Raw genomic sequence first — 24,363 nt, forward strand, 5'->3', positions numbered from 1 at the left:
CGTGTGGCCGCATTCAAGCACCGCAATCCGACCGCATCGCGCAATTCGGCCATGAAGGGTGTGGCGATCTGGCGCGCGCGTTTGGCGCCTTCGCGCAGCACCGACTCGATGTGCTCGGGCTTGGCCATCAAGGCCTCGTAGCGTTCGCGCATGGGCGCGACTTCGCGGTCGATGCGCTCGAACAACTGTTCTTTGACGGCTCCCCAGGCGATGCCTTCGGCATAGGCGCGGCGCAGGGCTTCGGTTTCTTCGGGCGTCGCAAAAGCCTGGTAGATCTGGAACAGTGCCGAGCCCTCGGTATCCTTGGGCTCGCCTGGCGCGCGTGAATCGGTCACGATGCCCATGATGAGCCGGCGCAGCTGCTCGCGCGGCGCAAACAGGGGAATGGTGTTGTCGTAGCTCTTGCTCATCTTGCGGCCGTCGAGGCCGGGTAGCGTGGCGACCTGGGCCTCCACGACCGCTTCGGGCAGCACGAAGTGTTCGCCGTAGAGATGGTTGAAGCTCTGCGCCATGTCGCGGGCCATCTCGATGTGTTGCACCTGGTCGCGGCCGACGGGAATCTTTTGCGCCTTGAACATCAGAATGTCGGCGGCCATCAGCACCGGATACATGAACAGCCCCATGCTGACCTCATGATCGGGATCGAGCCCCGCCGCCGTGTTCTTGTCGACCGCAGCCTTGTAGGCATGCGCGCGGTTGAGCAGGCCTTTGCCCGTGACGCAGGCGAGCAGCCAAGTCAGTTCAGGGATCTCCGGAATGTCGGACTGGCGGTAGAAATACACGCGCGCGGGGTCGAGCCCCGCGGCCAGCCAGCTCGCGGCGATTTCGAGTGTCGAGCGCTGAATCCGCAAAGGGTCTTCGCACTTGATGAGCGCGTGGTAGTCCGCAAGGAAATAAAAGCTCTCTGTCCCCGCTTGACGGCTCGCCTCGACGGCGGGGCGGATGGCGCCAACGTAATTGCCCAGATGCGGGGTGCCTGTGGTGGTGATGCCGGTGAGGATGCGCAGGGAACTCATGCGAGAAATACAGGTTCAACGAAGCAGGGTGGCGAAAGGGGTCAGGAGCAACTCGAGCGCGCCATAGGTGAGCGCCATCAGCGGGCGCATCCACAGCGCACTGACGACGCCGGAAATCACCAGCGCCATGACGATGAAGAAGCCCCAAGGTTCGATGCGAGACAGCATGGCCGCCTGCCGCCAGGGCAGCAGTCCGACGAGGATGCGTCCGCCATCGAGCGGCGGCAACGGAAACAGGTTGAAGACGAACATGACCACGTTGACCAGCATGCCGGCCTTGCACATTTCGATGAAAAACCGCTCCTCGAGCCCCAGCCCGACGATCAGATAGAGGGCGAGCCCCCACGCCAGAGCCTGCACGAAGTTCGAGCCCGGGCCGGCCAGGGCCACCCACACCATGTCTCGCTTGGGGTTGCGCAGGTTGCCAAAGTTCACCGGAACAGGCTTGGCGTAGCCGAACAGAAACGCCCCTTGGGTTGCGAAATAGAGCAGCAGCGGCATGAGGATGGTGCCGATCGGGTCGACATGCGCCAGCGGATTGAGCGTCACGCGCCCGAGCCGCCAAGCAGTCTGGTCGCCGAAGCGCAGCGCCGCGTAGCCATGAGCGGCCTCGTGCAGCGTGATGGCAAACAGCACCGGTAGCGCGTAGATGAGGACGGTTTGAATCATGAGGATCGGGGGCGTCGAGGAAGCGCGGTTGCGGGTGATTCGGGGCGTTCCGAGGGAGCGGATCAAAGGCCGAGCCGCGCGAGCTCGCCGCGGCCGAGTCGGATGACTTGGATCTCGTCACCGCTGAGATCGACCACCGTCGTGGGCTCCGAAGGGCAGGCCCCGGCGTCCACGATGGCGGCCAAGCCGTGGCTGAAGCGCTCGCGTATGTCTTCCGGGTCATTGAGCGGCTCTTGCTCTCCCGGTGGAATGAGGGTGGCTGCCAGCAGCGGCGCGCCATGAAGTTCCAGCAGCGTTTGCAAGGCGCGGTGGTCGGGCACACGCAGACCGATGGTCTTGCGCTGCGGATGGCTGACGCGCCGCGGCACCTCTTTCGTGGCCTCGAGGATGAAGGTGTACGGGCCCGGCGTCGCCTGTTTCAGCAGCCGGTACTGGCGGTTGTCGACGCGGGCGTAGTTCGCCAACTCGCTGAGGTCCCGACACAGCAGCGTCAGGTGATGCTTTTCATCGACCCCGCGCAGGGCGCGAAGTCGATCGACGGCGGCCTTGTCGTCGAGGTGGCAAGCGAGCGCATAACTCGAGTCCGTTGGAACGGCTACCACACCCCCTTGAGCGAGCAAGGCCGCCGCCTGCTTGAGCAGCCGGGGTTGGGGGTTTTCGGGGTGGACCTGCAGGAATTGAGCCATGGGTCGAGTGTACGCGTCGGCCCGACAACGCCGGGGCCGAGGCTGCCCACGAGCGACGGGTTCAGCGTTGCCGCAGGTGTTCAGCCTAAATCCGGCAGTTGGGCGCGCCTGGGCGGGTCGTCATCGGGCGCGCGGGCAAGGCGCAAACCACAGCCATGGCGGCTGCCATGGCGAGGATTTGCAACGCCGACCCCGCGCCCGAGGGCGACTCGAACGAGTGCGCAGCGCTCACCCAAACGGTGAAAGGCCTCCACACCGAAAATTGCTGAAACATCAACACCTTGCTTTTCGCGAGAAGCGGTCAACTGCCGGATTTAGGTTCAGTGCAGGACGCGGTCGGCCAGAGCTTCCCAGACCGGAGTCAGCCCTTCAGGCAAGGGGTCGAGGGCGCCAAGATCGAGACGGCTTTCGGTGGGGCTGTGGAAATCGCTGCCACGCGAGGCCAGCAGACCGAACTCACGAGCCATCGCTGCGTAGGTTTGCGCTTCGGCGGCCGTGTGGCTGCCGGTCACGACCTCGACGCCTTGGCCGCCGTGCCCTTTGAATTCCAGGAAAAGGGCGTATTCCTCGTTCGGCGTGAAACCGTAACGTGCCGGGTGCGCGATCACCGCCATGCCCCCGGCACCGACGATCCATTGCACCGCGTCGTGGAGGCTTGCCCAGCGATGCGGCACGAAGCCGGGCTTGCCTTCGGTGAGGAAGCGGCGAAAGACCTCGTTCGTGTCGGCACACACGCCGGCTTCGACCAGGTATCGGGCAAAGTGCGTGCGCGAAATCAACTCCGGGTTGCCCACATACTTCAGCGCGCCCTCATAGGCGCCGACGATGCCCGCTCGGGCCAGCTGGTCGGCCATCTCGCGCGCCCGCTGACCGCGACCTCCGCGCGTCTGCTCCAGTCCATGGCGCAGCGTGTCGTTGCGTGGATCGAAGCCCAGTCCTACGATGTGGACGGTCTTGCCGGCAAAGCTGACCGAGATCTCGACGCCGGTCAGATAAGGCAAGGCCAGCGCATGAGCCGCAGCCGCTGCGCGCTCCTGCCCGCCGATTTCGTCATGGTCGGTCAGCGCCCAAAGCTCCACCCCGCGGGCCTTGGCGCGCTCGGCAAGGGCTTCCGGGGACAGCGTTCCGTCGGAAACGGTCGAATGGCAGTGCAGGTCGGCATTGAGCGGGTGGGGCATGAGGCAATGGTAGAGCATCCCGGAGGGGCGCGGCAGGCCGCGCGCCGCAATCGGCCCATCGACGTTCGGGGCGGATAATCCGCGCTTTGCCCCCACACGAACGTTTTGGAGCCCGCTCATGGCCTTGACCATCACCGATGAGTGCATCAACTGTGATGTCTGCGAGCCCGAGTGCCCGAACCAAGCCATTTTTCTCGGTGTCGAGCACTATGAGATCGATGGCAACCGCTGCACCGAATGCGTGGGCCACTACGACGAGCCCCAGTGCGTCGCGCTTTGCCCGGTTGCCTGCATCCCGGTCGATCCATCCCGGATCGAGAGTCGCGAGACCCTGTGGCAGAAATTCCGTCGACTTCAGGCCGAAAACAGCGCTTTGCCGGCGAAAAATCAGCCTCCAGTGCTATAAAAATCAGACCGATTCGTGGCGACAGCCGCCACGCGGCTCATGGCTGCGCAGGCGCCTTGGGGTCTGCATCATTGGGTGGGAGCGGACGAGCGGCGGCCGGCGCTTTTGGGCGCGGTGCCGTGGCGGTGTGGATGACGAGCCTTGCTGCGTCCATCTCGTCGCGCAGCAGCATGGGAAATGCCTTGAGCGCGCGTTCGATCGATGCTTCGATGGCCGCCCGCTGATCCTGCGGCGGGCGCTTGAGCACCCAGCCGACGACCTCGCTGCGCTCGCCCGGATGCCCAATGCCGATGCGCAGTCGCCAATAGTCGGGGCTTCCGAGTTGAGCGTGGATGTCGCGCAGGCCATTGTGCCCCGCGTGGCCGCCGCCGAATTTCAGCTTGACCTGACCCGGTGGCAGATCCAATTCGTCGTGAACCACGAGGATTTCAGCCGGCTCGATCTTGTAGAACCGCGCCAGCGCGGCAACCGCCCGACCCGAATGGTTCATGAAGGTCTGCGGCTGCATCAGCCAAAACGGTCGCCCCTGCGCGTTCCCGCGCCCGACCAGGGCTTGAAACCCGCGCTCGGGCGCAAGTGTGACGCCGGTCTGGCGGGCGAGGGCGTCGATCCACCAAAACCCAGCGTTGTGGCGGGTTTCCGAGTATTCGGGTCCGGGATTGCCGAGGCCGACGAAAAGCTTGACCATGATCGGGTGGTGTTCGGGGCGTGATTCGTCTGGGGATAAGCAAAACGGCCCACTTAGGGGCCGTTTTGAACCGACTGGGAGCCGTGAGGCTTACTTCTTGCCTTTGCCCTTGCCCTTTTCAGGAGCAGCGGCGGCAGGAGCGGGGGCGATCTCTTCTTCCTCGGCCGGAGCAACCACGGAAACGAGAACCGGGTTGGGCTTGCCGTGCGTGACGACCTTGACGCCCTTGGGCAGGGTGATGTCGTTGAGGTGCAGCGACTCGCCCTTCTTCAGACCCGAGAGGTCGATCTCGATGAATTCGGGCAGATCGGCCGGCAGGCAGGTGATGTCGAGTTCGGTCACGACGTGATTCACCAGGCATTTGTCGGTCTTGACGGCTGGCGACTCTTCTTCGCCCCGGTAGTGGACCGGCACCTTCATGTGCAGCCGGGTATTGGCGTCGACGCGTTGGAAGTCCACATGCAGGACGAGCGGCTTGAACGGGTGCATTTGAAGGTCGCGCAACAGCACCTTCGTGGTCTGACCGTTGAGTTCCATCTCGAGGATCGAGGAATGGAAGGCTTCCTTGCGGATGGCCTGCATCAACGCGTTGTGATCGAGCTCGATCAGCTGAGGCTCAGCATTGCCTCCATAGACGATGCCCGGCGTACGGCCGGTGATGCGCAGACGGCGGCTCGCACCCGTTCCCTGCTTTTGACGCTCATAAGCGACGAATTTCATGCTTCACTCCTGATTGGAGTCCACCGCGACCAGTGTGACCCCATGACAAAAAAGGCCCGCGACCCAAGCTGGCCGCAGACCCACCGATGCCTCGATCAGAACAGGTTGTCCTGATCCGAGAACAAACTCATGACCGATTCGCCGGTTGCGATGCGCTGAATCGTTTCAGCGATCAGCGGCGCGACGGAAAGCTGCCGGATTTTTGGGCAATTCTGCGCCGCTTCGCTCAGCGGAATCGTGTTCGTGACCACGACTTCATCGAGCGCCTCACCCCGGGCGATGCGTTCGATCGCGGGGCCGGAAAAAATCGGATGCGTGCAATACGCGTAAACGTTCTTGGCACCCCGCGCCTTGAGCACCTCGGCGGCTTTGACCAAGGTGCCTGCGGTATCGATCATGTCGTCCATGACGACGCAGTTGCGCCCTTCAATGTCGCCGATGACATGCATGACCTCGCTCACGTTCGGGCGTGGCCGACGTTTGTCGATGATGGCAAGGTCGCAATCGAGTTGTTTGGCCAGCGCACGTGCACGGACGACCCCGCCGACGTCGGGCGAGACGACGATCAGATCCGAATAACGCTTTTGACGCAGATCGCCGAGCAGCACGGGCGAGGCGTAGATGTTGTCGACCGGAATGTCGAAAAAGCCTTGGATCTGGTCGGCGTGCAGGTCCATCGTCAAAACCCGGGCCACACCCACCTTTTGCAGCATGTTGGCCACCACCTTGGCGGTGATGGGAACCCGGCTCGAACGCGGGCGGCGGTCTTGACGCGCGTAGCCAAAGTAGGGAATGACGGCGCTGATTCGCTCGGCCGATGCGCGCTTGAGCGCGTCGACCATGATCAGCAATTCCATCAGATTGTCGTTCGTCGGCGAGCAGGTCGACTGCACCACGAACACATCTCGAGCGCGGACGTTTTGCTTGATCTCGACCATGATCTCGCCGTCCGAGAAACGTCCGACATGGGCAGCGCCCAGACCCGTTCCCAGATGTTGCGTGATTTCGGCGGCAAGTCCGGGGTTGGCATTGCCGGTAAACACCATGAAGTCGGGTGCGTGGGGGGCTTGCATGCGGTTTCCAGCAGTCGAAACGGACGTCAGAGAATGGCGTTGCGCCACAACGAGACAGGGTTTTGGCAGGGGAGGAAGGACTCGAACCCTCGCATGCCGGAATCAAAATCCGGTGCCTTAACCAACTTGGCGACTCCCCTACGCAGGTTTGCTGAACTGAATTCAGCCTACCTTCAATCGTCGCTGGCAGCCCAACCGAGCAGCGGATGAGCCACCAAATTTTTGCAGATTTTCACTTCCCACGGCTCGGGCGGTTCAGGAACCGCTTCGATCGCACCCAAGGGTGCGAAAACCGCACTGCCTGAGCCCGTCATTCTAGCCGCAAGGCCAAGTGATTGAAGCCACTTGATCGCACGCGCAATTTCCGGGCACTGACCAACCGCGACGTCTTGCAAAGCATTGCAACCATAGCGGTAGGGGTCGTCTGCAAAGACCGCCATTATAGCAGGAAAAAAGTCCCGTTTGAGGCTCTCCGAGCCAAAGACGCTGGCGGTGCTGAGCCCGCCGCGCGGTTTGACCACCACGAAACGCTCGGCTTCGAGTGAGATCGGCTGGAGGACCTCGCCGATGCCTTCCACCCATGCGTGCCGTCCACCGAGGAAGAACGGCACGTCGGCGCCCAGGTCCAAGCCGATGCGCATCAGCGCCGCCAGCGGCAGGTTCAGGCCCCAGAGGCGATTGAGGGCGAGCAGCGTGCTGGCCGCGTCGGACGAGCCTCCGCCGAGCCCAGCCTGGGTCGGAATGCGCTTTTCGAGCGTGATCTCGGCGCCGAGAGCGCAGCCGGTTCGTTGCTGCAGCGCGCGTGCTGCGCGCACGACCAGGTCCTCGGCGGGTAGCGCCGCGCCGATGTCGCGCCGAGTGATCTGGCCGTCGTGACGCGTCTCGAAGTGCAAGCGGTCACACCAGTCGATCAGCATGAAGGCCGACTGGAGCAAGTGGTAACCGTCGGGCCGGCGGCCGGTGATGTGCAAAAACAGGTTGAGTTTTGCCGGCGCCGGGATGTCGAAGAGGGCTCTCATGACGAGCGAGCGTCTTCCAGGATGATGCGCAGATCGACAGAGGGCTGGGGATCCGTGCGCACCGCATGCAGCCGACCCATCGGGTAATCGGCCAAGTCGACGGCCCAACCAGGCGCCTCGGTCGGGATGCCATCGAGCCAATCAAACCAGGCCGCAAACGGAATGCGGGTTCCGAGCAGCGCCTCACTCATCGACTCGGGCGAATCATAGAGTTCGATGCGACCGTCTCGGTTGAGTTGCGCCCCCCCGGGGCCCCAGCGCAGTTCGGCCAGCACGGTACCGATCGGACTGTAGAGCCGGAGCCAAGCTTCTTGCATGTTGCCATGAAGTTCGAACGGCGCATAGAACGCCTGATCCTGGCCATCGTCCACGCGCAGCGCGAATCGGCCTTGCCAATGGTTGTGGCGCCCGAGTGCTGGCTGGATGGTGTCTGGCCGGGGCGTCGTCGCGCAGCCGACCAGCAGCGTCATCCCGCCGGCGGCCAACAGCCAGCAGCGCCGCTTCATGGCTTTTCGCCCGTCAGGCGTTTGCGCGTTGCCGTGAGCGTGGCGTTGTTCGGGTTGATCCGTGCACCCGCCTCCCACACCCGACGCGCCTGTTCACGGTCGCCCAAGGCCCACAGCACCTCGCCGAGATGTGCGGCAATCTCGGCGTCGGGCATCGCGGCGAAAGCGCCTTCGAGAATTTCGCGCGCACGACTCAGGTTGCCCAAGCGGTACTCGACCCAACCGAGGCTGTCCAGAATCAACGGATCCTTGGGTGCAAATTCGAGCGCTTTGAGGATGAGCTGGCGCGCTTCGTCGAGATTCACGTTGCGCTCGGCCATCGAATAACCCAAGGCGTTGTACGCATGGTGAAACCGCGGGTGACGCTCGATGAGGGTTCGCAGTTCCCGTTCCATGCGCGCCAGGTCGCCGCGCCGTTCAGCGGCCAGGGCCAACTCGTAGCGCAAATCCGGATCGTCTGGCCAGCGGTTGACCCCTTCTTCGAGCAGGCGGAATGCCTCGGCCGGCTGACCATGGTCTTGGAGCAGCCGTACTTCGGCCATCAGGCGCGCGACTTCTTGCTCGGCCGAAGCCGCCGGCCAAGACTGGATCAGGCGGCGCGCTTCGTCCAGCTTGCCCTGTGCAGCGAGCAGGCTCGCCTTGAGCGTCACGGGTTGCAAGGACTCGGCATCTTCCGGGAGTTGAGCGACCCAGCGCTGCGCCTCCTCGATCTGTCCCGAACGCAAGGCCAGGCGCGCCAGCGCCATGAGGGCCGTGTTTCTGCCGCCCGGGTGCCGCGCGGCTTCGGCTTCCGTCAGCGCGAGATAGCGCTCGAGCGAAGCATGTGCGGCGCGGGCCAGACCTTCGTCGGCTTGCAAAAGCCCCAGCGCGAGCCAGGCCTGCGCTTGTTGGGGTGCCTCTCGCGTGGCCCGTTCGAGCCATTGCATCGCCTCGGCTCGCCGGCCCTGTCGGATCAGGGATTGGGTGTAGGTCAGCAGGACTGAGGTCGATGGCGGTTGAGCGGCAGAGAGATAGCGCTCGACCAAGGCCTCAGCCGTCGGCTGCTCGGGGCCGACGAGTTCCGCCGCAACCAGAGCCGCCGCTTCGGAGCGGGGATCGTGATCGAGCGCGCGGCGCGTTGCCTCGAGCGCCGCGCTGGCATCGCCGGCCTGTAGCCACAGCCGGGCGATCGCCGCGTGGGCCGCGGGGGCCGTCTCGGGTTGGCGCAAGGCATCGGCCAGCGCCCGCGTCACCCGCTCCGCGGCATCGCGGCCGCTGCGCACATTCGCAAACAGGGCGGGGATCGACGCAATGGCCGATGCCCGCTCCGAGGGTGCGATGTCTTCGAGCAATTCGCGCAGCAGCGGTTCGGTTTCTTCGATTCGGTTGAGCGCGACGAGCAGCTGAAGCAGCAGACGTCCGGCTGCGAGTGAATGCGGCTGGTCCTTGCGCCACGCGCGGGCCGCTTCGAGTGCAGCGTCTCCCTCGCGGGCTTCGAGCGCAATGTCGACCGCGCGCTTGAACAGCCGAGGCTCGTGGGTTCGGCGCGCAGCGTCGAGCATCAAGGCGTAGCCCGTCGAAGCATCGCCGGCCCGCAGGTAGAGCTCGCCGAGGAGGATTTGATAGAACAGTGGGGCGTCGAGGCTCGAGCGATAGGGCGGCTCGGGGGGTTCGGGCGTCGCCGAGACGGCGGGGTTGCTCAGGGGAAGCAACAGCGCGAGCGCAAGACACAATGCAGGCTTCATTGCCCCATAATAATGGAAGCCCTATGCCCGAGTTGCCCGAGGTCGAAGTCACACGTGCCGGCATTGCTCCCAAGCTCGCGGGTCGGCGCATCGTCGGCGTACGGCTCGGCAAGCCCTTGCGCTGGCCGCTGGGCGTTGCGGCCGAAGAACTGATCGGGCAAGTCATCGGCGCGGTCCGCAGGCGCGGGAAATATCTGCTGGTGGACCTCGACGGCGGTGGCGTGCTCGTGGTGCATCTGGGCATGTCGGGTCGCCTTGCCTTTTACACGGGCAGTCCTCCCGCTGGCCCCCACGATCACTTTGACTTGCAGGTCGAAGGCGGGGTCTTGCGCTTGCACGACCCACGCCGTTTCGGGGCGGTCGTTTATGGTGCAAGCCCCGATGCGCCGATGGTGCGTAAGCTCATCGGCCACCTCGGGCCTGAGCCTTTGAGCGGCGATTTCGACGCCCACGTATTCCACCTCGGCTTGCGGCAGCGACGCACGACGATCAAGCAGGCCTTGATGGCGGGCGACTTGGTTGTGGGCGTGGGCAATATTTATGCTTCGGAGGCGCTTTTTGAAGCGGGCATCCGGCCGACGACGCCCGCACACCGCCTCTCCCGCCAGCGCGCCGAGCGGCTGCACGCCGCGATTCGTCGTGTTCTGCAGCGGGCGCTCGATTCCGGGGGCAGCACCTTGCGGGACTTTCTTTCGGCCGAGGGGCAGCCTGGGCACTTTCAGCAGGAAGCGGCGGTGTATGGACGGGCGGGCCAAGCTTGTCCACGCTGCGGGCACACGGTGCGCTCGGTGGTGCTGGGGCAGCGGTCGACGTTTTACTGCCCGCGCTGTCAAACATGACCGGGCTCGCTCGGCTATAGTGGGTCAAGCCGACGCTGAAGAAGTCTTGCGCGCTGCGCGTCCGGGCAGTTCGAGGGGCTCTTCGGCGTTGCCGTTCAGGAGGGCAGCGTGACCGATACGACGTTCGATGCAGGGTTGGGGCAGCACAGGCAATGGCGCTTGAAAATGCGCACGCGCCTGCAGCACCTCGCAGCTTGGCTGGAAAATCAGGATTTGCTCGAGGATGGAAGCCGCGAGCGCCTGCGGCTGCTGGAGCAGCAACTGAATACCGACCGCATCACGGTGGCCTTCGTCGCGGAGTTTTCCCGCGGCAAGTCGGAAACCATCAACGCGCTGTTCTTCGCGGGGCAGGGTCGGCGCATCATGCCGGCGAGCGCGGGCCGCACGACCATGTGCCCGACGGAAATCGGCTACGACCCAGCCGTGCCGCCGACGCTGAGGCTCTTGCCCGTCGAAACACGCAGTGATCCGGCAGCGCTGGCGCAATGGCGCGAGCGGCCTGAGGCCTGGGTCGAGGTCGCGCTCGATGCAACGGACCCTGAGCGGCTCGCTCAGGCGCTGGCGAGGGTCACCGAAACGGTCGCGGTCTCCGAGGCGCAGGCGCGTGCCCTGGGTTTTCTGGGGGACGCGGATCAGGAAGCTCTGGCAGTCGACCGTGCGGGGCAAGTGCTCATTCCCCGTTGGCGCCATGCCTGGGTGAACCTGCCGCACCCTTTGTTGGAGCAGGGCTTGGTCGTGCTCGACACGCCAGGGCTCAACGCCATCGGAGCCGAGCCGGAGCTGACCTTGAGTCTGCTGCCGCAAGCGCACGCGGTGGTGTTTCTGCTGGCGGCCGATGCGGGTGTGACGCGTTCGGATCTGGCGATCTGGCAGCAATCGCTCGGCGGTCGCCCGGCCGAAGCGGCAAGCCGCCTGGTGGTGCTCAACAAGGTGGACGTGCTCTGGGATGGCATCAGCGCGCCGGCCGTGATCGCCGAGCAGGTCGAGGCTCAGCGTCGGTCGGTGGCTGAGGTTTTACAGCTCGAACCCTCACGCGTGCTCGCCATTTCGGCGCAGAAAGGCTTGTTGGCCAAGCTCACCCACAACGAAGCGCTGCTGCACGCCAGCGGGTTGCCACGGCTCGAGCGTATGTTGGCCGATGAAGTCCTGGGCCGCCGGCAGGAGGTGCTTCGGGCCTCGGTTCGCAAGGGGCTCGATGAGGTGCAGCAACTCGTCATGCGAACGGTCGAGCAAAGACAGCGTGAGCTCACCGAGCAGTACCATGAACTTGCCTCGCTTCGCGGCAAGAATGAGGCTGTCATCCGGCAAATGCGTGCGCGCATAGCCCAGGAAGAGGCGGAGTTCAAAGCCAGTGCCGCACGGATCCACGCGCTGCGGTCGGTACACCTGAAACGGCAGACCGAGATGCTGGATCTGCTGAGTACCTCGACGCTCAAACGCGAGATGGCCCAGCTTCGGGCCCAGTTGGCGCAGCCCGGGTTCAAGCTCCACCTGGGCGAAACCTTCCGTGCGACCTTCGACCGCTTGCGTTCGGTTTTGACCCAGGTTCAGGAGCAGAACCTGGAACTGCAGGGCATGTTGAGCGCCACGTTTTCGCAGCTCAACGCCGAGTTCGGCTTCAGCCTGCAAGCGGCCGAGGCGGTCGATGTTTCGGCGGTGCTGCGCGAGCTCGACGCCATCGAGCAGGCCCATCGTCAATACCTGGGTCTCGGACAGGCGATCCGCCTGGCGCGCGCGGTTTTTGCGGAGCAGCTGATGCGCGCTCTCGCGGCCCGGGTGCGAGCGATCTTCGAAGCCCTGCAGACCGACATCGAACTTTGGAGCAAGGCGGCGACCGCGCAACTCGACGCCCAGCTCAAAGAACGGCGCAAGGCGTTTCAGCGGCGGCGCGAGGCGGTCGAGCGCATCGAAAATGCCGCAGGCGGCCTGGAGGATCGATTGCGCGAGATCAGCGAGCGGCGCAGCGAGATGGACCGCCTGCGCGAGCGCGTGGCCGAGGAAGTGGCGTTCGTGCTGGCGCCAACGGCTACGGGCGAGCCCATGGCGCGCGCGGCATGACGCTGGCGAGTTTTGCAAGTCGGGTGGTCGAGTGGCAGCAACGGGAAGGACGCTCCGGCTTGCCCTGGCAACAGAGCGCCGACCCGTATCGGGTTTGGCTGTCGGAGATCATGCTCCAGCAGACGCAGGTTGCGACGGTCCTGCGGTATTACCCGCGCTTTCTCGCCCGTTTTCCCGATGTTCAGAGCCTAGCCGAGGCACCGATCGACGAGGTTCTCGGCCTTTGGAGTGGCTTGGGCTACTACAGCCGGGCGCGCTCCTTGCACCGCTGCGCGCAAGTCGTTTGTGCGGTTTATGGCGGCCGCTTTCCGACCTGCGCGGCGGAACTCGAGCGGCTGCCGGGCATCGGTCGCTCGACCGCGGCGGCCATTGCGAGTTTTTGTTTCCATGAGCCCGTCTCCATCCTCGATGGCAATGTGCGCAGGCTACTGACGCGCCACCTCGGTTTCGATGCCGATTTGTCGAAGGCGCGCAACGTCGACGCGCTTTGGCAGCGGGCGCAGATGCTCGTCCCGATCGAAGAGCCGACTTCGATGCCCCGATACACCCAGGGCCTGATGGACCTCGGGGCCATGATCTGTACCCCGCGGCGACCACGGTGTGCGGCATGCCCGTTGGCTGGCGATTGTCGGGCCTATGCTTCCGGGGAGCCCGAGCGGCTGCCGATGCGCCGTCTGGCACTGGCGCGGCAGAGTCGGCAGCTTTGGTTGCTGTGGCTGGAGCGCCCAGACGGTGCCACCCTGTTGCAGCGCCGACCCGCGCGCGGGATTTGGGGCGGGCTGCATTGCTTGCCGGCGTTTGACTCCCTCGACGCGCTGCGCGACGCGGTGCACCGCGGCTGGGGTTTGACCGGTGCCGGGCAGACCGAATCGCCGCGGGTGCACCGACTCACGCATCTCGACTTGACGCTGCAGCCGGTGCGCTGGTGTTTGGATCCGCCGGGCGCGCCTCAGTTTCTGGATGGCGCCGACTGGTATTTGCCCGCGCAATGGGAGCGTTTGGGCTTACCCGCACCGATCCGGGTCTGGCTTCAAGATTCAGCCCGGAGCCGCAGCGTCGATCTCGCGATGCCGCACGAGCGTCGGCCAGCGGCCGCGATACCGTAGCGCCAAGCGCTCGACCAAATAGACCGAGCGGTGTTGTCCACCGGTGCAGCCGATGGCGACGGTGACATAGCTGCGGTGGCTGTCGCTCAAGGGTTCGAGCCAAGCGTCGAGGAAGCGGGTGATGTCGCGTTCCATCGCCGCCACAGACTCTTTTTGTGCCAGGAATTCGGCAACGGCTGCGTCTTTGCCGGTCAGTGGCTTGAGCTCCGGCTCGTAATGCGGGTTGGGCAGCATGCGCACGTCGAAGACGTAATCCGCATCGACTGGAACCCCGCGCTTGAAGGCAAAGGACTCGAACACGAGCGTCAGCAAGGTGGCGGGGGCGGCGACCAGGTCGCGCACGTAGCTGCGCAATTGCGCAGCGCGCATCAGGCTGGTGTCGATGACGGGCGCGATTTCGCGCAGATCGGTCAGCAACCGGCGTTCGAGCTCGATGGCTTCGACCAGGGCCCGGTGTTGGTCGGCGATCTCCGGCTTGGACAGCGGGTGGCGGCGGCGGGTTTCGGAATAACGCCGAACGAGGGTGTCGGTGGTGGCGTCGAGGAACAGCGGCTGCACGTTCAGCCCCTGTGCGCGCAGGCGTGAGAGTTCATCGGGAACGACCGAGAGGGAGTCCGCGCTACGCGCATCGATGGCGATGGCAACCCGGCTCGCCGCGTGGCGTTGCTCCAGGGCGATGAAAGGGCCGATCAGCTCCGGCGGCAGGTTGTCGACGCAGAAATACCCAGCGTCCTCGAGTGCATGTAGCGCCACCGACTTTCCGGAGCCAGACAGACCCGTGATCAAGACCAGGTTCAACGGGGGGGGCGCTGGTTTCGTCGAGGCGTCCGGCGAATCCGCGGTGGGTGTAGCCGCTGCGGGTGTGTCAGGCGAAGGCTGCGCAGGGTCATTTCCTTGCGGCGGGACGCCCGAGTGTTCGAGGGACCGACTGGGTGCGGCGCTCATGGTGCGGTCACTTCGGCGCGTGCGGCCCGCTCCAGCAGGTCTTGCGCATGGGCGATCGAGGTGCGACTGCCCGCGTCCGAGCCCAACATGCGCGCGACTTCCTCGACCCGCTGTGTGGCGTTGAGCGCCTCGACGGAGCTGATCGTGCGGCCGTCCGCGCCAGAGCGCTTGGCGACACGGAGGTGATGGTGGGCATGGGCGGCCACTTGCGGCAGGTGCGTGACCGCCAGCACTTGCCGGTGTCGACCGAGGGTTTGCATCAGGCGCCCGACGGCGTCACCCACGACCCCACCGATGCCCGCGTCGATTTCGTCGAAGATCAGCGTGGGCGCAGCGCCCAGTTCGCTCGTGGTGACGGCGATGGCGAGCGAGAGCCGCGAGAGTTCACCGCCAGAGGCGACCTTGGCGACCGGCTTGGGCGCACTGCCGGCATGGCCCGCGACGAGGAAGACGACATCGTCGATACCGGAGCTGGCGGGCGTCTCGAGGGGGCGGATCTCAACCTCGAAGCGGCCGCCTTCCATGCCGAGGGATTGCATCCGGCGGGTGACTTGTTCGGCAAGACGGGGCGCGGCGGCACGACGCTGCTGGGAGAGTTGCAGTGCGGCTTCCTGGTAGGCCGCCGCGGCCGCACGCTCGGCCTTGCGAAGCGCATCGAGGTCGGACGCGGCCTCGAGTTCGGCGCGCTCTTGGAGCCAGCGCGTGCGCAGCGCCGGCAGGTCCTCAGGGGGGGACTTGTAGCGGCGGGCCAGCGACAACCAGAGTGCGAGTCGGGCATCGAGCAACGCGAGTCGCTCGGGGTCGACGCTGGTCTTGCGCAGGTAGCCGTTGAGGCTGTGCAGCGCGTCCTCGGCCTGGGCGAGTGCCTGGGCGAGGATGTCGGCGATCGCCGCAAATTCGGGCTCGATCGATGCTTGTTCCAGGAGCGCATGATGCGCCCGAGCCAGCGAGTCGATGGCGCCGGGCACGTCGTCTTCGGGCGCGAGGCTCTGCGCCGCCAAGGCCGCCGCATCGATGAGCGCCTGGGCATGGGCGAGCCGGCTGTGGCTCGCGTTGAGTTCCGACCACTCGTCTTCGCCCGGCGCGAGTCGCTCGATTTCGCTCAGTTGCCAGTCGAGACGCTCTCGTTCGCGGGCGAGCGTCTCCTGTGCGGACTCGGCGCTTGCCAGTGCGCGTTGGGCGCTTTGCCATTGTTGCCAGCGGTCAGCGACCTGGGCGGTGTCGGCTCCGGCGTAGGCGTCGAGCAGCGCACGGATGGCGCTGGCGCGGGTCAGGCTTTGCCAGGCGTGCTGACCATGAATGTCGATCAGGGATTCGCCGAGGGCGCGCAGCTGGCTGGTGGTGGCGGGTGTGCCATTGATCCAGGCGCGACTGCGTCCTTGCCGATCGATGGTGCGCCGAAGGAGGATGGCGTCGTCGGCATCGAAGCCGTTGTCGCTCAACCAGGCCGCCAGAGCGGGGGTCGAGTCGAATTCGGCGCTGAGTTCGGCGCGATCTGCACCTTCGCGGAGGACCGATGCGTCGGCGCGGTCGCCGAGCAGCAGCTGCAGCGCGTCGATCAGGATGGATTTGCCCGCGCCCGTTTCTCCCGTCAGGGCCGTGAAGCCCGCCTCGAACTCGAGGGCGGCCTCCTCGACGATGACGAAGTTGCGCAGATGAATGCTTCGGAGAGCCACGTTCAGGAACCCCCTTCGTTCCAGTGCAGCTTGCGCCGCAGGGTGTCGAAGTAGCTCCAGCCGCGAGGATGAAGGAAGCGCACGCGGTATTCGGAGCGTTGAACGGTGATGCGGTCGCCATGCAGCAGCGAGGCCAGGGACTGCATGTCGAAATTGGCGCTGGCGTCCCGACCGGAGACGATTTCGATGGCGACCTCCTGGTCGTCGGGCAGTACGATGGGCCGGTTGGAGAGGGTGTGCGGCGCAATCGGCACCAGCACCCAGCCCGCGATCGACGGGTGCAGCAGCGGTCCGCCGGCGGAGAGCGCGTAGGCGGTGGCGCCCGTCGGGGTTGCGATGATGAGCCCGTCGGCCCGTTGGTTGGCGACGAAACGGCCGCCCACTTCGACGCGCAGCTCCACCATGCCGGAGACCGAGCCGCGGTGCACGACGACGTCGTTCATGGCCTGGGCTTCGAACACGCACAGGCCATCGCGCAGCACACGAGCTTGCATGAGGGCGCGCGGATCTTCCTCGAACTCCCCCCGTAGCATGGGCCCGAGCACCTCACGGAAATTCGACAGCGCAATATCGGTGATGAAGCCCAGTCGCCCGTGGTTGATCCCGACCAAAGGGGTGCCGTAGCGCGCGAGCTGGCGCCCAATGCCGAGCATGGTGCCATCGCCCCCGACGACCAAGCCCAGGTCGCACTGGCGGCCGATTTCGGAGACGTCGAGGGCTGCATAGCCGCTCAAGCCCGAGTGCGTCGCAGTCTGGTGCTCGAGCGAAACTTCGCACCCGTTTTCATGCAGGAAGTGGGCAATCGCTTCCAGGGCCGATCGCAGCGATCCGGCCTGAGCCCCGGACGGGCCCGTGGCCTGATATTTGCCGATGAGCGCGACATGGTGGAAGATAGATCGCATGTGGCAAATTACATCATCAAATTCATCGGGCTCAGAGACTCATGCTGGGTGAAACCATTCCACAACTCGACGAGCGCGCCAAGATTTTGCTGCGCACGCTGGTCGAGCGTTACATCGCCGAAGGACAGCCGGTCGGATCGCGGACCCTTTCCAAGGCCAGCGGTTTGGAGCTCTCGGCGGCCACGATCCGCAACGTCATGGCCGACCTCGAGGAACTCGGCCTCATCGCGAGTCCGCACACCTCGGCGGGGCGGGTACCAACGGCCAAAGGGTACCGGTTTTTCGTCGACACCTTGTTGACGGTCAGGCGCAGCGCGCTCAGTCTGCCGGCTGCCGAGCTCGAGTCGCGCCTCATCCCGGACCAGCCGCAGAAGGTGATTTCCAACGCGGCGCATCTGCTGTCCAACCTGTCGCATTTCGTGGGTGTGGTCATGGCGCCGCGTCGGCCATCGGTCTTTAGGCATATCGAGTTTCTTCGGCTCTCCGCGCAGCGCTTGCTCGTGATCATCGTGTCGCCCGAGGGAGATGTGCAAAACCGCGTCATCAGCACTCAGACCGATTTCACGACCTCGCAGCTCACCGAGGCATCGAATTACCTCAATGCCAATTACGCTGGCATGGCGCTCGAGCAGGTGCGCGAGAAGCTCAAAGATGAGGTGCGGACCTTGCAGGGTGAAATCGCCGCGTTGATGCAAGCCGCCGTGCAGGTCGGCAGCGAAGCGCTCAATGACGCCCAGGAGGCGGTCGTCATCGCCGGCGAACGCAACCTCTTGTCCGTGGACGACTTTTCGAGTGACCTCGATCAGCTTCGGCGCGCATTCGATCTGTTCGAGCAGAAGACCCAACTCATGCGTTTGCTCGACGTGAGCAGCCAGGCCGATGGCATTCGGATCTTCATCGGGGGAGAGAGCCAGATGGTGCCGGTGGAGGAGCTTTCGATCGTCAGCGCTCCGTACGAGGTCGATGGCTCGGTCGTCGGAACGCTCGGCGTGATCGGGCCGACCCGCATGCCCTACGACCGCATGATCCAGATCGTCGACATCACGTCCCGTTTGCTCGGCCAGGCGCTGAGCCAGGCTGGCGATTGAGCGGCGAGCGAGCGTCGGGCGCCCGCCTACAATCGAACCCACGGGCCGTTAGCTCAGTTGGTCAGAGCAGGGGACTCATAATCCCTGGGTCGCAGGTTCGAGCCCTGCACGGCCTACCACTCTCCCCGCTTTCCGACGTGTCCTTGGGTCACGCGCCGAGCGACCGTGGCGCTGCTGGCGCCGCCAGGGCCGCCAGCGCCACCTCCCACCCTCCGCATGCGCCTCGACGACATTCTCTACACCCAGGGCTTTGGCACGCGCCGCATCTGTGCCGGGCTGATCCAGCATGGGTGGGTACGGGTGCCAGGAGTCGCGATGCCCGAGCCGGGCACGGAGCTCGACCCCGAGGGCTTGGTGTTCGAGGTGCAAGGGCAGCGCTGGGTCTACCGGGCGCGGGCTTACGTGCTGCTGCACAAGCCCGCGGGCTATGAGTGTTCGCACAAGCCCTCGGCTTGGCCGAGCATCTACACCCTGCTGCCCGCGCCGCTGCGCCAGCGGCCGGTCAAGGGGGCCGCGCTGCAGGGCGTACAGGCGGTCGGGCGGCTCGATCAGGACACCACCGGCGCGCTGCTGCTTTCCGATGACGGGCAGTTCATCCACCGCTTGAGTTCCCCGCGCCACCACGTGCCCAAGGTCTACGAGGTCACGGCCAAGCACCCGGTCGATGCGACGCAGGTGCAGCGCTTGCTCGCGGGCGTGGTGCTCGACGACGACCCGCAGCCGGTGCGCGCAGCGGCTTGCGAGGCGACCGGCACAAACACGCTGCGGCTCACGCTGACCGAGGGTAAGTACCACCAGGTCAAGCGCATGGTGGCGGCGGTCGGCAACCGGGTCGAGGCCTTGCACCGCTCGCGCATCGGGGATCTGGCACTGCCCGAGGACTTGCCACCCGGTCAGTGGCGCTGGCTCGACGCCGATGACCTGCGCCGGGTCGGTTATCTGGCACCTGGCGGAAAAAAGTAACAGGATCGCTGCTTGCCGGCGTCAAACGGTGTTTCGGTGCTCCTGAATTTAGAGCGATCATGGCAGCCCGCGGCGGGGATCGCCCATGGACGGCCGGCCGCGCGTCGCGGCGCCGATACACTATTCAGTTCCCCATGAAAGTGCCGATCTTGAAGTTCTTTGTGCTCCGTTTCTGGTTCGCGGGCCTGTTGCTGGCCGTTTCGGGCGTGGCCACCGCAGGCATGCCGCTGTTCGTCCTCAATTCACTCGACGGCACGGTGAGCGTCATCGATCCGGAGCAGGGCCGTGAGATCAAGCGCATCCCAACCGGCAAGGAGCCGCATCACATCTACCTGACGCCCGATGAAAAGTCGGTCATCGTGGCCAATGCGCTGGGTGATTCGCTGACCTTCATCGACCCGCGCACGGCTGAAGTGCAGCGCACCGTCACGGCCATTCTCGATCCTTACCACCTGCGCTTCTCGCCCGACATGAAATGGTTCGTGACCGCGGCGAACCGGCTCAACCATGTCGATATCTACCGCTGGAACGGCAGCGAACTCACGCTCGTCAAGCGGATCCCGACCGGCAAAACGCCCAGCCACCTCTGGATCGACAGCAAGAGCACCACGGTTTATTCGACCATGCAGGACAGCGACGAACTCGTGGCCATCGACCTTGCCACGCAGACGCTCAAATGGCGCATCAAGACTGGCGCCCTGCCGGCCGACGTGTTTGGCGTGCCGGGTGATCGGCTGCTGCTCGTGGGGCTGACCGGCGGCGATGGCGTGGAGGTCTACGACGTGAGCGGCCCGGCACCGCATCTGGTGAAAAAGCTGCTCACGGGGCTAGGCGCGCACTCGTTTCGCGCTGCGGGTGACGGCCGCCATGTCTTCGTGAGCAACCGCGTCGCCAACAGCATCAGCAAGATCGACTACCTGACGCTCGAGGTGGTGGACCGCTTCCCCGCACCCTCCGGCCCGGACGACATGGACATTTCGGCCGACGGCAAGCGGCTGTTCGTCACCTCGCGCTGGGCGAAGAAGCTCACCATCATCGACCTCGCGAGCCGCAAGGTGGTGCAGCAGATCCCCGTGGGCAAGTCGCCGCACGGTGTCTGGACGCTCGACCATGTGCCGCGGCAGTGAAGCGCCGACGGGTGGCGCCTCGGTGCCGCGCCGCTGGGCGCTGGCGCGCATCGGCGGGCTCTTTGCTTCACTTTCAATAGCGGCACCGCAGCATTTGGCGCTGGCAAACGGGATAAAAGCCTCAAAAAATGCCAGCGCAGCGGCCGCCGAGCCGATCTACCTCAGCTTCGACACCGGTCACATGGCCATTGCGCCCTTTGTGGCTGAGGTGTTGCGCCGTCAGGACGTGCGTGTGACGTTTTTCGCGGCCAACGAGCCCACGCAGGTCGGAGACGGTAGCCTCGGCGCGCATTGGGCTCCTTGGTGGGCCGAGCGCGGCCAAGAAGGCCATGCGTTCGCCTCGCACACCTACGACCACGCGTATTGGCGTGGGGACGTGCCGGACGGTGCGGGTGAGCCGCGGTTCCGTGTGCGCCCTACCGCCGGCCCCGAGGCCGGGCGCGAGCGCATCTGGACTGCGGACGCCTATCGGTCCAACATCGCCCGCGCCGCCGATCGGTTGCGTGAGATCACTGGCGTGGCGCCGCTGCCGCTGTGGCGTGCGCCAGGCGGCAAGCATTCACCCGCCTTGCTGGCGGCGGCCCGCGCGGGCGGCTGGGCGCATGTGGGCTGGTCGAGCGCCGGTTTTCTTGGTGATGAACTGCCGAGCGAGACCTATCCGAACGACCGCTTGCTCGCCCAGGCGCTGCGTGACGTGCGAGCGGGCGACATCCTGCTTGCCCATCTGGGCATCTGGTCGCGCCGGGTGCCTTGGGCGCCCGAGGTGCTCGAACCTTTGATCGTTGGCCTCCGGGCCCGGGGCCTGCGCTTTGCGACGCTGCGCGAACACCCCGCCTACGCGCCCTGGATTGCGGCGCATCAAACCTGAGCCGGCCCCGGTTTCCCCATAATACGCCTCATGGACGGATGGTTGGATGTCTTTTCCCGGGTGCAGGAGGGGCTGTTCGAGTCCATCGTGCAGCCGGTCGCTTTCGCGCTGGGCTGGGGCAATCTGCTCGAGGAAGCCTATGAGGGTACGGGCTGGGTGCTCGTTGGGCTGATCCAGATTGCGGTGCTGCTGCTGGTCATCGGGCCTTTGCAGCGCTGGCGCCCGGTCGAGCCCGTGACGGATCGGCGTGCGGTGCGGGTGGATGTGCTCTACACCTTGCTGCACCGACTGGGGCTATTCAAGCTGGTGATGTTTTTCACCTTCGAGAACTGGCTCGAGTCGGGCATTGCGGTGCTGCGCGCCCGCGGTATGCCGACGCTGCATCTCGATCAGCTCTGGCCCGGTGTGACCGACCAGGCTTTGGTGAGCTTTTTCCTCTACCTCGTGGTGTTTGATTTCATCAACTACTGGGTGCACCGCGCACAGCATCAGTTCGAGTGGTGGTGGCGGCTCCATGCCTTGCACCACGCACAGCGCCAAGTGACGATGTGGACCGACAACCGCAACCATCTGCTCGACAGCATCATCGTCGACCTGCTGTTCGTCGCGGTCGCCGTGCTCATCGGCGTGCCGCCGGGCCAGTTCGTCGCGCTCGTTGCGTTCAGCCAGCTCAGCGAGAGCTTGCAGCATGCGAACCTGCGTTTGTCTTTTGGGCACATCGGCGAGCGGCTGTGGATCAGTCCGCGTTTTCACCGTCTGCACCATGCCATTGGCATCGGCCATGAAGCGCCGGCCCGTGACGGTCAGCGCGCGGCACCGCTCGGCGGCTGCAATTTCGGCGTCCTGTTTCCGTGGTGGGACATGCTGCTCGGCACCGCGAATTTCGCCGATCGTTGGGAGCCCACCGGCGTGCGCGACCAGGTCGAGCAGGGCCGCGATTATGGAGACGGCTTCTGGTCGCAGCAGTGGCTGGGCTTGAAGCGCCTCGTCGGTCGGGCCTGACCGGCCCGTTGCCGCGCACCGGATGCCCCGCCGGTGGCGGGCTTGACCGGCAGGGGCAGCCCGGTATGCTGCAGTCATGGCTTTGCTTCTGGATTCTTTTTGGCGCGCTGTCGCCTACCTGCTGCGCCCGCGGGTGATCGCGCTGTCGGTGTTGCCGCTGGTGCTGACGATCGCGCTCGCGCTCGGTTTGGGCTGGTTTTGGTGGGAGCCGGCCGTCGCCTGGGTGCGGGGTCTGCTCGACGGCTCGGACTGGGCCACGCCGCTTTGGAACTGGCTCGACGGCATGGGGCTGGCGCGGCTCAAGGCAGCACTGGCGCCGCTCATCGTCATCTTTACCGTCACGCCGCTGCTCGCCCTGGTGTCGCTGCTGGTCGTGGCCATGCTGATGACGCCGGCCATGGTCGCGCTGGTCGCGGAGCGCCGCTTTGCGCAGCTCGAGCGGCGGCACGGCGGCTCGCTGTTTTGGAGCGTGCTCTGGTCGCTCGGCTCGACGCTAGCCGCGCTGCTGGCGATGTTGGTCTCGATGCCGCTGTGGCTGGTGCCACCGCTGATCCTCATCCTGCCGCCCTTGATCTGGGGCTGGCTGACCTATCGGGTCATGGCTTTCGACGCCCTCGCCGAGCACGCCAGCCGCGACGAACGACAGGCGATCTTTCGCGCGCACCGCGGCAAGCTGCTCGCTATGGGGGTGATTTGCGGCTATCTGGGTGCGGCGCCCAGTCTGGTGTGGGCTTCGGGTGCACTCTTTGCTGCGGCCTTCCTGATCCTCGTGCCGCTGGCACTGTGGCTCTACACGCTGGTGTTTGCGTTTTCCTCGTTGTGGTTCGTCCATTACTGCCTGGCGGCGCTGGCTGAACTGCGTCAGCAAGCGGCTCCCGCGCCGCAAGCCCCCGCGCCGGGGCCTGCGGACGCGCTAGCATTGCCGGATGAATCCGAAGCCGCACGACCTCTCGACGCCCCATCCGCCCCCGCCGCTCCCCGCTGAGTCCCGATCGCCGGGGTTTGGCCTCATCGTCATTGGCGATGAGATCCTCTCGGGCAAGCGTGCCGACAAGCATCTCGGCAAGGTCATCGAGCTGCTGGGCGCGCGCGGCTTGGCGCTGGCCTGGGCCGAGTATGTGGGCGACGACCCGGTGCGCATCACCGCGGTGCTCCGGCGGGCGTTCGCGTCGGGCGATGCCGTGTTTTCCACCGGCGGCATCGGTGCGACGCCCGATGACCATACCCGCCAATGCGCTGCGCGGGCGCTGGGTGTGCCCTTGGCCTTGCACGCTGAAGCGGCCGAACTGATCCGCCAGCGCATGCGCGAAATCGCTGCCGAGAAAGGCGAGCCCTACGACCCCGACCGCGCCGAGAACGAACACCGTCTCAACATGGCGGTGTTCCCGGTGGGCGCGCGGCTCATCCCCAACCCCTACAACCGGATTGCGGGCTTCAGTTGCGCCGGTCCGGGGGGTGGCATGGTGCACTTCGTGCCGGGCTTCCCGGTCATGGCCTGGCCGATGATCGAGTGGGTGCTGGATCATCATTATTCGGATCGCTTTCAGCGCGGAGGGTGGGTGGAACGCTCCTTGGTCGTCTTTGATGCCATGGAGGCGACCCTGACTCCGCTGATGCAGCGCATCGAAGCCGAGCATCCGGCGGTCAAGGTCTTCAGTCTCCCCAGCGTGGATCATCCGCAGTGGGGGCGACATATTGAACTCGGGCTCAAAGGCTCGCCCGAAGCGGTCGAGCAGGCCTGGCCTGCGCTCGTGGACGGCCTGAAGGCATTTGCAGCGCGGATTGGCCCCGAAGTGGTGCGCAAAATTTGATGCACCAAAATAGATCAAGCTTGTATGCACCAAGTTGGCGCATCATGCGCGCGGCGGCGGATTTTTTCATATTCAGGATGGCCCCAGCCAAGGCACAATGTGGGGTTGCGAACCTTGCGGCATCGGGTCAATCTGGCACGGAAGCTGCATGCCGTTTTCGTGATTTTTTCGTCCCTCGCTTTCAACCCAGGAGCATCTGATGGCCAAGACCGTCGACGACGTGATGAAGATGGTGAAGGAAAACGAAGTCAAGTTCGTTGACTTCCGCTTCTCCGATACCCGTGGCAAACAAC

Annotated in this window: 24 protein-coding genes and 2 tRNA genes; 12 read left to right on the forward strand and 14 right to left on the reverse strand. The window is 65.3% G+C overall.

Annotated elements, in window-relative coordinates:
- The 4 genes from JHC36_RS02785 to JHC36_RS02800 form a co-directional block, all read right to left on the reverse strand.
- A partial coding sequence (locus tag JHC36_RS02785) for a tryptophan--tRNA ligase (RefSeq protein ID WP_287915575.1) occupies positions 1 to 1,016 on the reverse strand: 1,016 nt, incomplete at its 3' end.
- 15 nt (positions 1,017 to 1,031) lie between these two features.
- Entirely contained in the window at positions 1,032 to 1,685 is a 654-nt protein-coding gene (locus JHC36_RS02790; protein WP_124220404.1) for a site-2 protease family protein, read from the reverse strand.
- A gap of 62 nt (positions 1,686 to 1,747) precedes the next feature.
- A complete protein-coding gene (locus JHC36_RS02795) occupies positions 1,748 to 2,371 on the reverse strand; it encodes an L-threonylcarbamoyladenylate synthase (RefSeq protein WP_124220402.1) in 624 nt (207 codons plus the stop codon).
- Positions 2,372 to 2,691: 320 nt separating this feature from the next.
- On the reverse strand, positions 2,692 to 3,549 hold the full coding sequence (locus tag JHC36_RS02800) for a 3',5'-nucleoside bisphosphate phosphatase (protein ID WP_287915578.1): 858 nt from the start codon (positions 3,547 to 3,549) through the stop codon (positions 2,692 to 2,694).
- 118 nt (positions 3,550 to 3,667) lie between these two features.
- Between JHC36_RS02800 and JHC36_RS02805 the strand changes: the two genes are divergently transcribed.
- Complete coding sequence (locus JHC36_RS02805) at positions 3,668 to 3,955, forward strand: YfhL family 4Fe-4S dicluster ferredoxin (RefSeq protein WP_287915581.1); 288 nt, start codon at positions 3,668 to 3,670, stop codon at positions 3,953 to 3,955.
- Between the two features lie 37 nt (positions 3,956 to 3,992).
- On the opposite strand, the gene pth is transcribed toward JHC36_RS02805, so the two are convergent.
- The 7 genes from pth to JHC36_RS02840 form a co-directional block, all read right to left on the reverse strand.
- Complete coding sequence (pth, locus tag JHC36_RS02810) at positions 3,993 to 4,643, reverse strand: aminoacyl-tRNA hydrolase (RefSeq protein WP_124220398.1); 651 nt, start codon at positions 4,641 to 4,643, stop codon at positions 3,993 to 3,995.
- Between the two features lie 90 nt (positions 4,644 to 4,733).
- Positions 4,734 to 5,363 carry a 50S ribosomal protein L25/general stress protein Ctc gene (locus JHC36_RS02815; protein ID WP_287915585.1) on the reverse strand — a complete coding sequence of 210 codons (630 nt, stop codon included), beginning with the start codon at positions 5,361 to 5,363 and terminating at the stop codon, positions 4,734 to 4,736.
- 95 nt (positions 5,364 to 5,458) lie between these two features.
- A complete protein-coding gene (locus tag JHC36_RS02820) occupies positions 5,459 to 6,436 on the reverse strand; it encodes a ribose-phosphate pyrophosphokinase (RefSeq protein WP_124220394.1) in 978 nt (325 codons plus the stop codon).
- Positions 6,437 to 6,499: 63 nt separating this feature from the next.
- Positions 6,500 to 6,576 (reverse strand) — tRNA-Gln (locus JHC36_RS02825).
- 33 nt (positions 6,577 to 6,609) lie between these two features.
- Positions 6,610 to 7,455 (reverse strand): 4-(cytidine 5'-diphospho)-2-C-methyl-D-erythritol kinase, encoded by an 846-nt coding sequence (gene ispE, locus JHC36_RS02830; protein ID WP_287915589.1) that lies wholly within the window; start codon positions 7,453 to 7,455, stop codon positions 6,610 to 6,612.
- Positions 7,452 to 7,961, reverse strand: a complete 510-nt coding sequence (locus tag JHC36_RS02835; protein ID WP_287915592.1) for a lipoprotein insertase outer membrane protein LolB — start codon at positions 7,959 to 7,961, stop codon at positions 7,452 to 7,454. Before JHC36_RS02835 ends, ispE begins: the two co-directional genes overlap by 4 nt.
- On the reverse strand, positions 7,958 to 9,685 hold the full coding sequence (locus JHC36_RS02840; protein ID WP_287915595.1) for a tetratricopeptide repeat protein: 1,728 nt from the start codon (positions 9,683 to 9,685) through the stop codon (positions 7,958 to 7,960). The genes JHC36_RS02835 and JHC36_RS02840 overlap by 4 nt, the downstream gene beginning before the upstream one ends.
- Before the next feature lie 23 nt (positions 9,686 to 9,708).
- On the opposite strand from JHC36_RS02840, the gene mutM reads away from it, so the two are divergent.
- The 3 genes from mutM (at position 9,709) to mutY (ending at position 13,688) form a co-directional block, all read left to right on the forward strand.
- Complete coding sequence (gene mutM, locus JHC36_RS02845; protein ID WP_287915598.1) at positions 9,709 to 10,524, forward strand: bifunctional DNA-formamidopyrimidine glycosylase/DNA-(apurinic or apyrimidinic site) lyase; 816 nt, start codon at positions 9,709 to 9,711, stop codon at positions 10,522 to 10,524.
- Between the two features lie 108 nt (positions 10,525 to 10,632).
- Positions 10,633 to 12,582, forward strand: coding sequence for a dynamin family protein (locus JHC36_RS02850; RefSeq protein ID WP_287915600.1), 1,950 nt, complete (start codon positions 10,633 to 10,635; stop codon positions 12,580 to 12,582).
- Positions 12,579 to 13,688, forward strand: coding sequence for an A/G-specific adenine glycosylase (gene mutY / locus JHC36_RS02855; RefSeq protein WP_287915601.1), 1,110 nt, complete (start codon positions 12,579 to 12,581; stop codon positions 13,686 to 13,688). Before JHC36_RS02850 ends, mutY begins: the two co-directional genes overlap by 4 nt.
- On the opposite strand, the gene rapZ is transcribed toward mutY, so the two are convergent.
- The 3 genes from rapZ to JHC36_RS02870 all read right to left on the reverse strand — a co-directional run bounded on the left by rapZ (position 13,620) and on the right by JHC36_RS02870 (position 17,211).
- A complete protein-coding gene (rapZ, locus tag JHC36_RS02860) occupies positions 13,620 to 14,486 on the reverse strand; it encodes an RNase adapter RapZ (RefSeq protein ID WP_503006791.1) in 867 nt (288 codons plus the stop codon). The genes mutY and rapZ overlap by 69 nt on opposite strands.
- A gap of 143 nt (positions 14,487 to 14,629) precedes the next feature.
- Positions 14,630 to 16,309 (reverse strand): DNA repair protein RecN, encoded by a 1,680-nt coding sequence (gene recN / locus JHC36_RS02865; protein ID WP_287915602.1) that lies wholly within the window; start codon positions 16,307 to 16,309, stop codon positions 14,630 to 14,632.
- Between the two features lie 2 nt (positions 16,310 to 16,311).
- Positions 16,312 to 17,211, reverse strand: coding sequence for an NAD kinase (locus tag JHC36_RS02870; RefSeq protein WP_287915603.1), 900 nt, complete (start codon positions 17,209 to 17,211; stop codon positions 16,312 to 16,314).
- 41 nt (positions 17,212 to 17,252) lie between these two features.
- On the opposite strand from JHC36_RS02870, the gene hrcA reads away from it, so the two are divergent.
- From hrcA to JHC36_RS02910, 8 genes are all read left to right on the forward strand, one after another.
- Positions 17,253 to 18,299, forward strand: a complete 1,047-nt coding sequence (gene hrcA / locus JHC36_RS02875) for a heat-inducible transcriptional repressor HrcA (RefSeq protein WP_287915605.1) — start codon at positions 17,253 to 17,255, stop codon at positions 18,297 to 18,299.
- A 42-nt stretch (positions 18,300 to 18,341) separates the two neighbouring features.
- Positions 18,342 to 18,418: transfer RNA gene (locus tag JHC36_RS02880), tRNA-Ile, on the forward strand.
- Positions 18,419 to 18,515: 97 nt separating this feature from the next.
- Positions 18,516 to 19,262 carry a pseudouridine synthase gene (locus JHC36_RS02885; RefSeq protein WP_124220373.1) on the forward strand — a complete coding sequence of 249 codons (747 nt, stop codon included), beginning with the start codon at positions 18,516 to 18,518 and terminating at the stop codon, positions 19,260 to 19,262.
- 221 nt (positions 19,263 to 19,483) lie between these two features.
- On the forward strand, positions 19,484 to 20,389 hold the full coding sequence (locus JHC36_RS02890; protein ID WP_287915622.1) for a YVTN family beta-propeller repeat protein: 906 nt from the start codon (positions 19,484 to 19,486) through the stop codon (positions 20,387 to 20,389).
- Between the two features lie 76 nt (positions 20,390 to 20,465).
- Positions 20,466 to 21,257 carry a polysaccharide deacetylase family protein gene (locus JHC36_RS02895; RefSeq protein WP_503006794.1) on the forward strand — a complete coding sequence of 264 codons (792 nt, stop codon included), beginning with the start codon at positions 20,466 to 20,468 and terminating at the stop codon, positions 21,255 to 21,257.
- A gap of 30 nt (positions 21,258 to 21,287) precedes the next feature.
- Positions 21,288 to 22,259 (forward strand): sterol desaturase family protein, encoded by a 972-nt coding sequence (locus JHC36_RS02900; RefSeq protein ID WP_287915613.1) that lies wholly within the window; start codon positions 21,288 to 21,290, stop codon positions 22,257 to 22,259.
- 76 nt (positions 22,260 to 22,335) lie between these two features.
- Positions 22,336 to 23,244 (forward strand): EI24 domain-containing protein, encoded by a 909-nt coding sequence (locus JHC36_RS02905; RefSeq protein WP_287915615.1) that lies wholly within the window; start codon positions 22,336 to 22,338, stop codon positions 23,242 to 23,244.
- Positions 23,186 to 24,070: a competence/damage-inducible protein A gene (locus JHC36_RS02910; RefSeq protein ID WP_124220362.1), complete on the forward strand. Its 885-nt coding sequence runs from the start codon at positions 23,186 to 23,188 to the stop codon at positions 24,068 to 24,070. Before JHC36_RS02905 ends, JHC36_RS02910 begins: the two co-directional genes overlap by 59 nt.
- Positions 24,071 to 24,363: the final 293 nt, after the last annotated feature.

Origin of the sequence: Tibeticola sp., from assembly GCF_022759015.1 — a bacterium.
Lineage (GTDB): Bacteria > Pseudomonadota > Gammaproteobacteria > Burkholderiales > Burkholderiaceae_C > Tibeticola > Tibeticola sediminis.

Bases quoted from the DNA above. Each gene is read 5' to 3' on its own strand.
- JHC36_RS02840 (WP_287915595.1), bottom strand. From the start codon at position 9,685: ATGAAGCCTGCATTGTGTCTTGCGCTCGCGCTGTTGCTTCCCCTGAGC.
- JHC36_RS02885 (WP_124220373.1), top strand. From the start codon at position 18,516: ATGCGCCTCGACGACATTCTCTACACCCAGGGCTTTGGCACGCGCCGC.
- JHC36_RS02815 (WP_287915585.1), bottom strand. From the start codon at position 5,363: ATGAAATTCGTCGCTTATGAGCGTCAAAAGCAGGGAACGGGTGCGAGC.
- JHC36_RS02870 (WP_287915603.1), bottom strand. From the start codon at position 17,211: ATGCGATCTATCTTCCACCATGTCGCGCTCATCGGCAAATATCAGGCC.
- JHC36_RS02890 (WP_287915622.1), top strand. From the start codon at position 19,484: ATGCCGCTGTTCGTCCTCAATTCACTCGACGGCACGGTGAGCGTCATC.
- JHC36_RS02900 (WP_287915613.1), top strand. From the start codon at position 21,288: ATGGACGGATGGTTGGATGTCTTTTCCCGGGTGCAGGAGGGGCTGTTC.
- hrcA (WP_287915605.1), top strand. From the start codon at position 17,253: ATGCTGGGTGAAACCATTCCACAACTCGACGAGCGCGCCAAGATTTTG.
- mutM (WP_287915598.1), top strand. From the start codon at position 9,709: ATGCCCGAGTTGCCCGAGGTCGAAGTCACACGTGCCGGCATTGCTCCC.
- mutY (WP_287915601.1), top strand. From the start codon at position 12,579: ATGACGCTGGCGAGTTTTGCAAGTCGGGTGGTCGAGTGGCAGCAACGG.
- JHC36_RS02835 (WP_287915592.1), bottom strand. From the start codon at position 7,961: ATGAAGCGGCGCTGCTGGCTGTTGGCCGCCGGCGGGATGACGCTGCTG.
- ispE (WP_287915589.1), bottom strand. From the start codon at position 7,455: ATGAGAGCCCTCTTCGACATCCCGGCGCCGGCAAAACTCAACCTGTTT.
- JHC36_RS02795 (WP_124220402.1), bottom strand. From the start codon at position 2,371: ATGGCTCAATTCCTGCAGGTCCACCCCGAAAACCCCCAACCCCGGCTG.
- JHC36_RS02805 (WP_287915581.1), top strand. From the start codon at position 3,668: ATGGCCTTGACCATCACCGATGAGTGCATCAACTGTGATGTCTGCGAG.
- JHC36_RS02790 (WP_124220404.1), bottom strand. From the start codon at position 1,685: ATGATTCAAACCGTCCTCATCTACGCGCTACCGGTGCTGTTTGCCATC.
- pth (WP_124220398.1), bottom strand. From the start codon at position 4,643: ATGGTCAAGCTTTTCGTCGGCCTCGGCAATCCCGGACCCGAATACTCG.
- JHC36_RS02905 (WP_287915615.1), top strand. From the start codon at position 22,336: ATGGCTTTGCTTCTGGATTCTTTTTGGCGCGCTGTCGCCTACCTGCTG.
- JHC36_RS02800 (WP_287915578.1), bottom strand. From the start codon at position 3,549: ATGCCCCACCCGCTCAATGCCGACCTGCACTGCCATTCGACCGTTTCC.
- JHC36_RS02820 (WP_124220394.1), bottom strand. From the start codon at position 6,436: ATGCAAGCCCCCCACGCACCCGACTTCATGGTGTTTACCGGCAATGCC.
- JHC36_RS02910 (WP_124220362.1), top strand. From the start codon at position 23,186: ATGAATCCGAAGCCGCACGACCTCTCGACGCCCCATCCGCCCCCGCCG.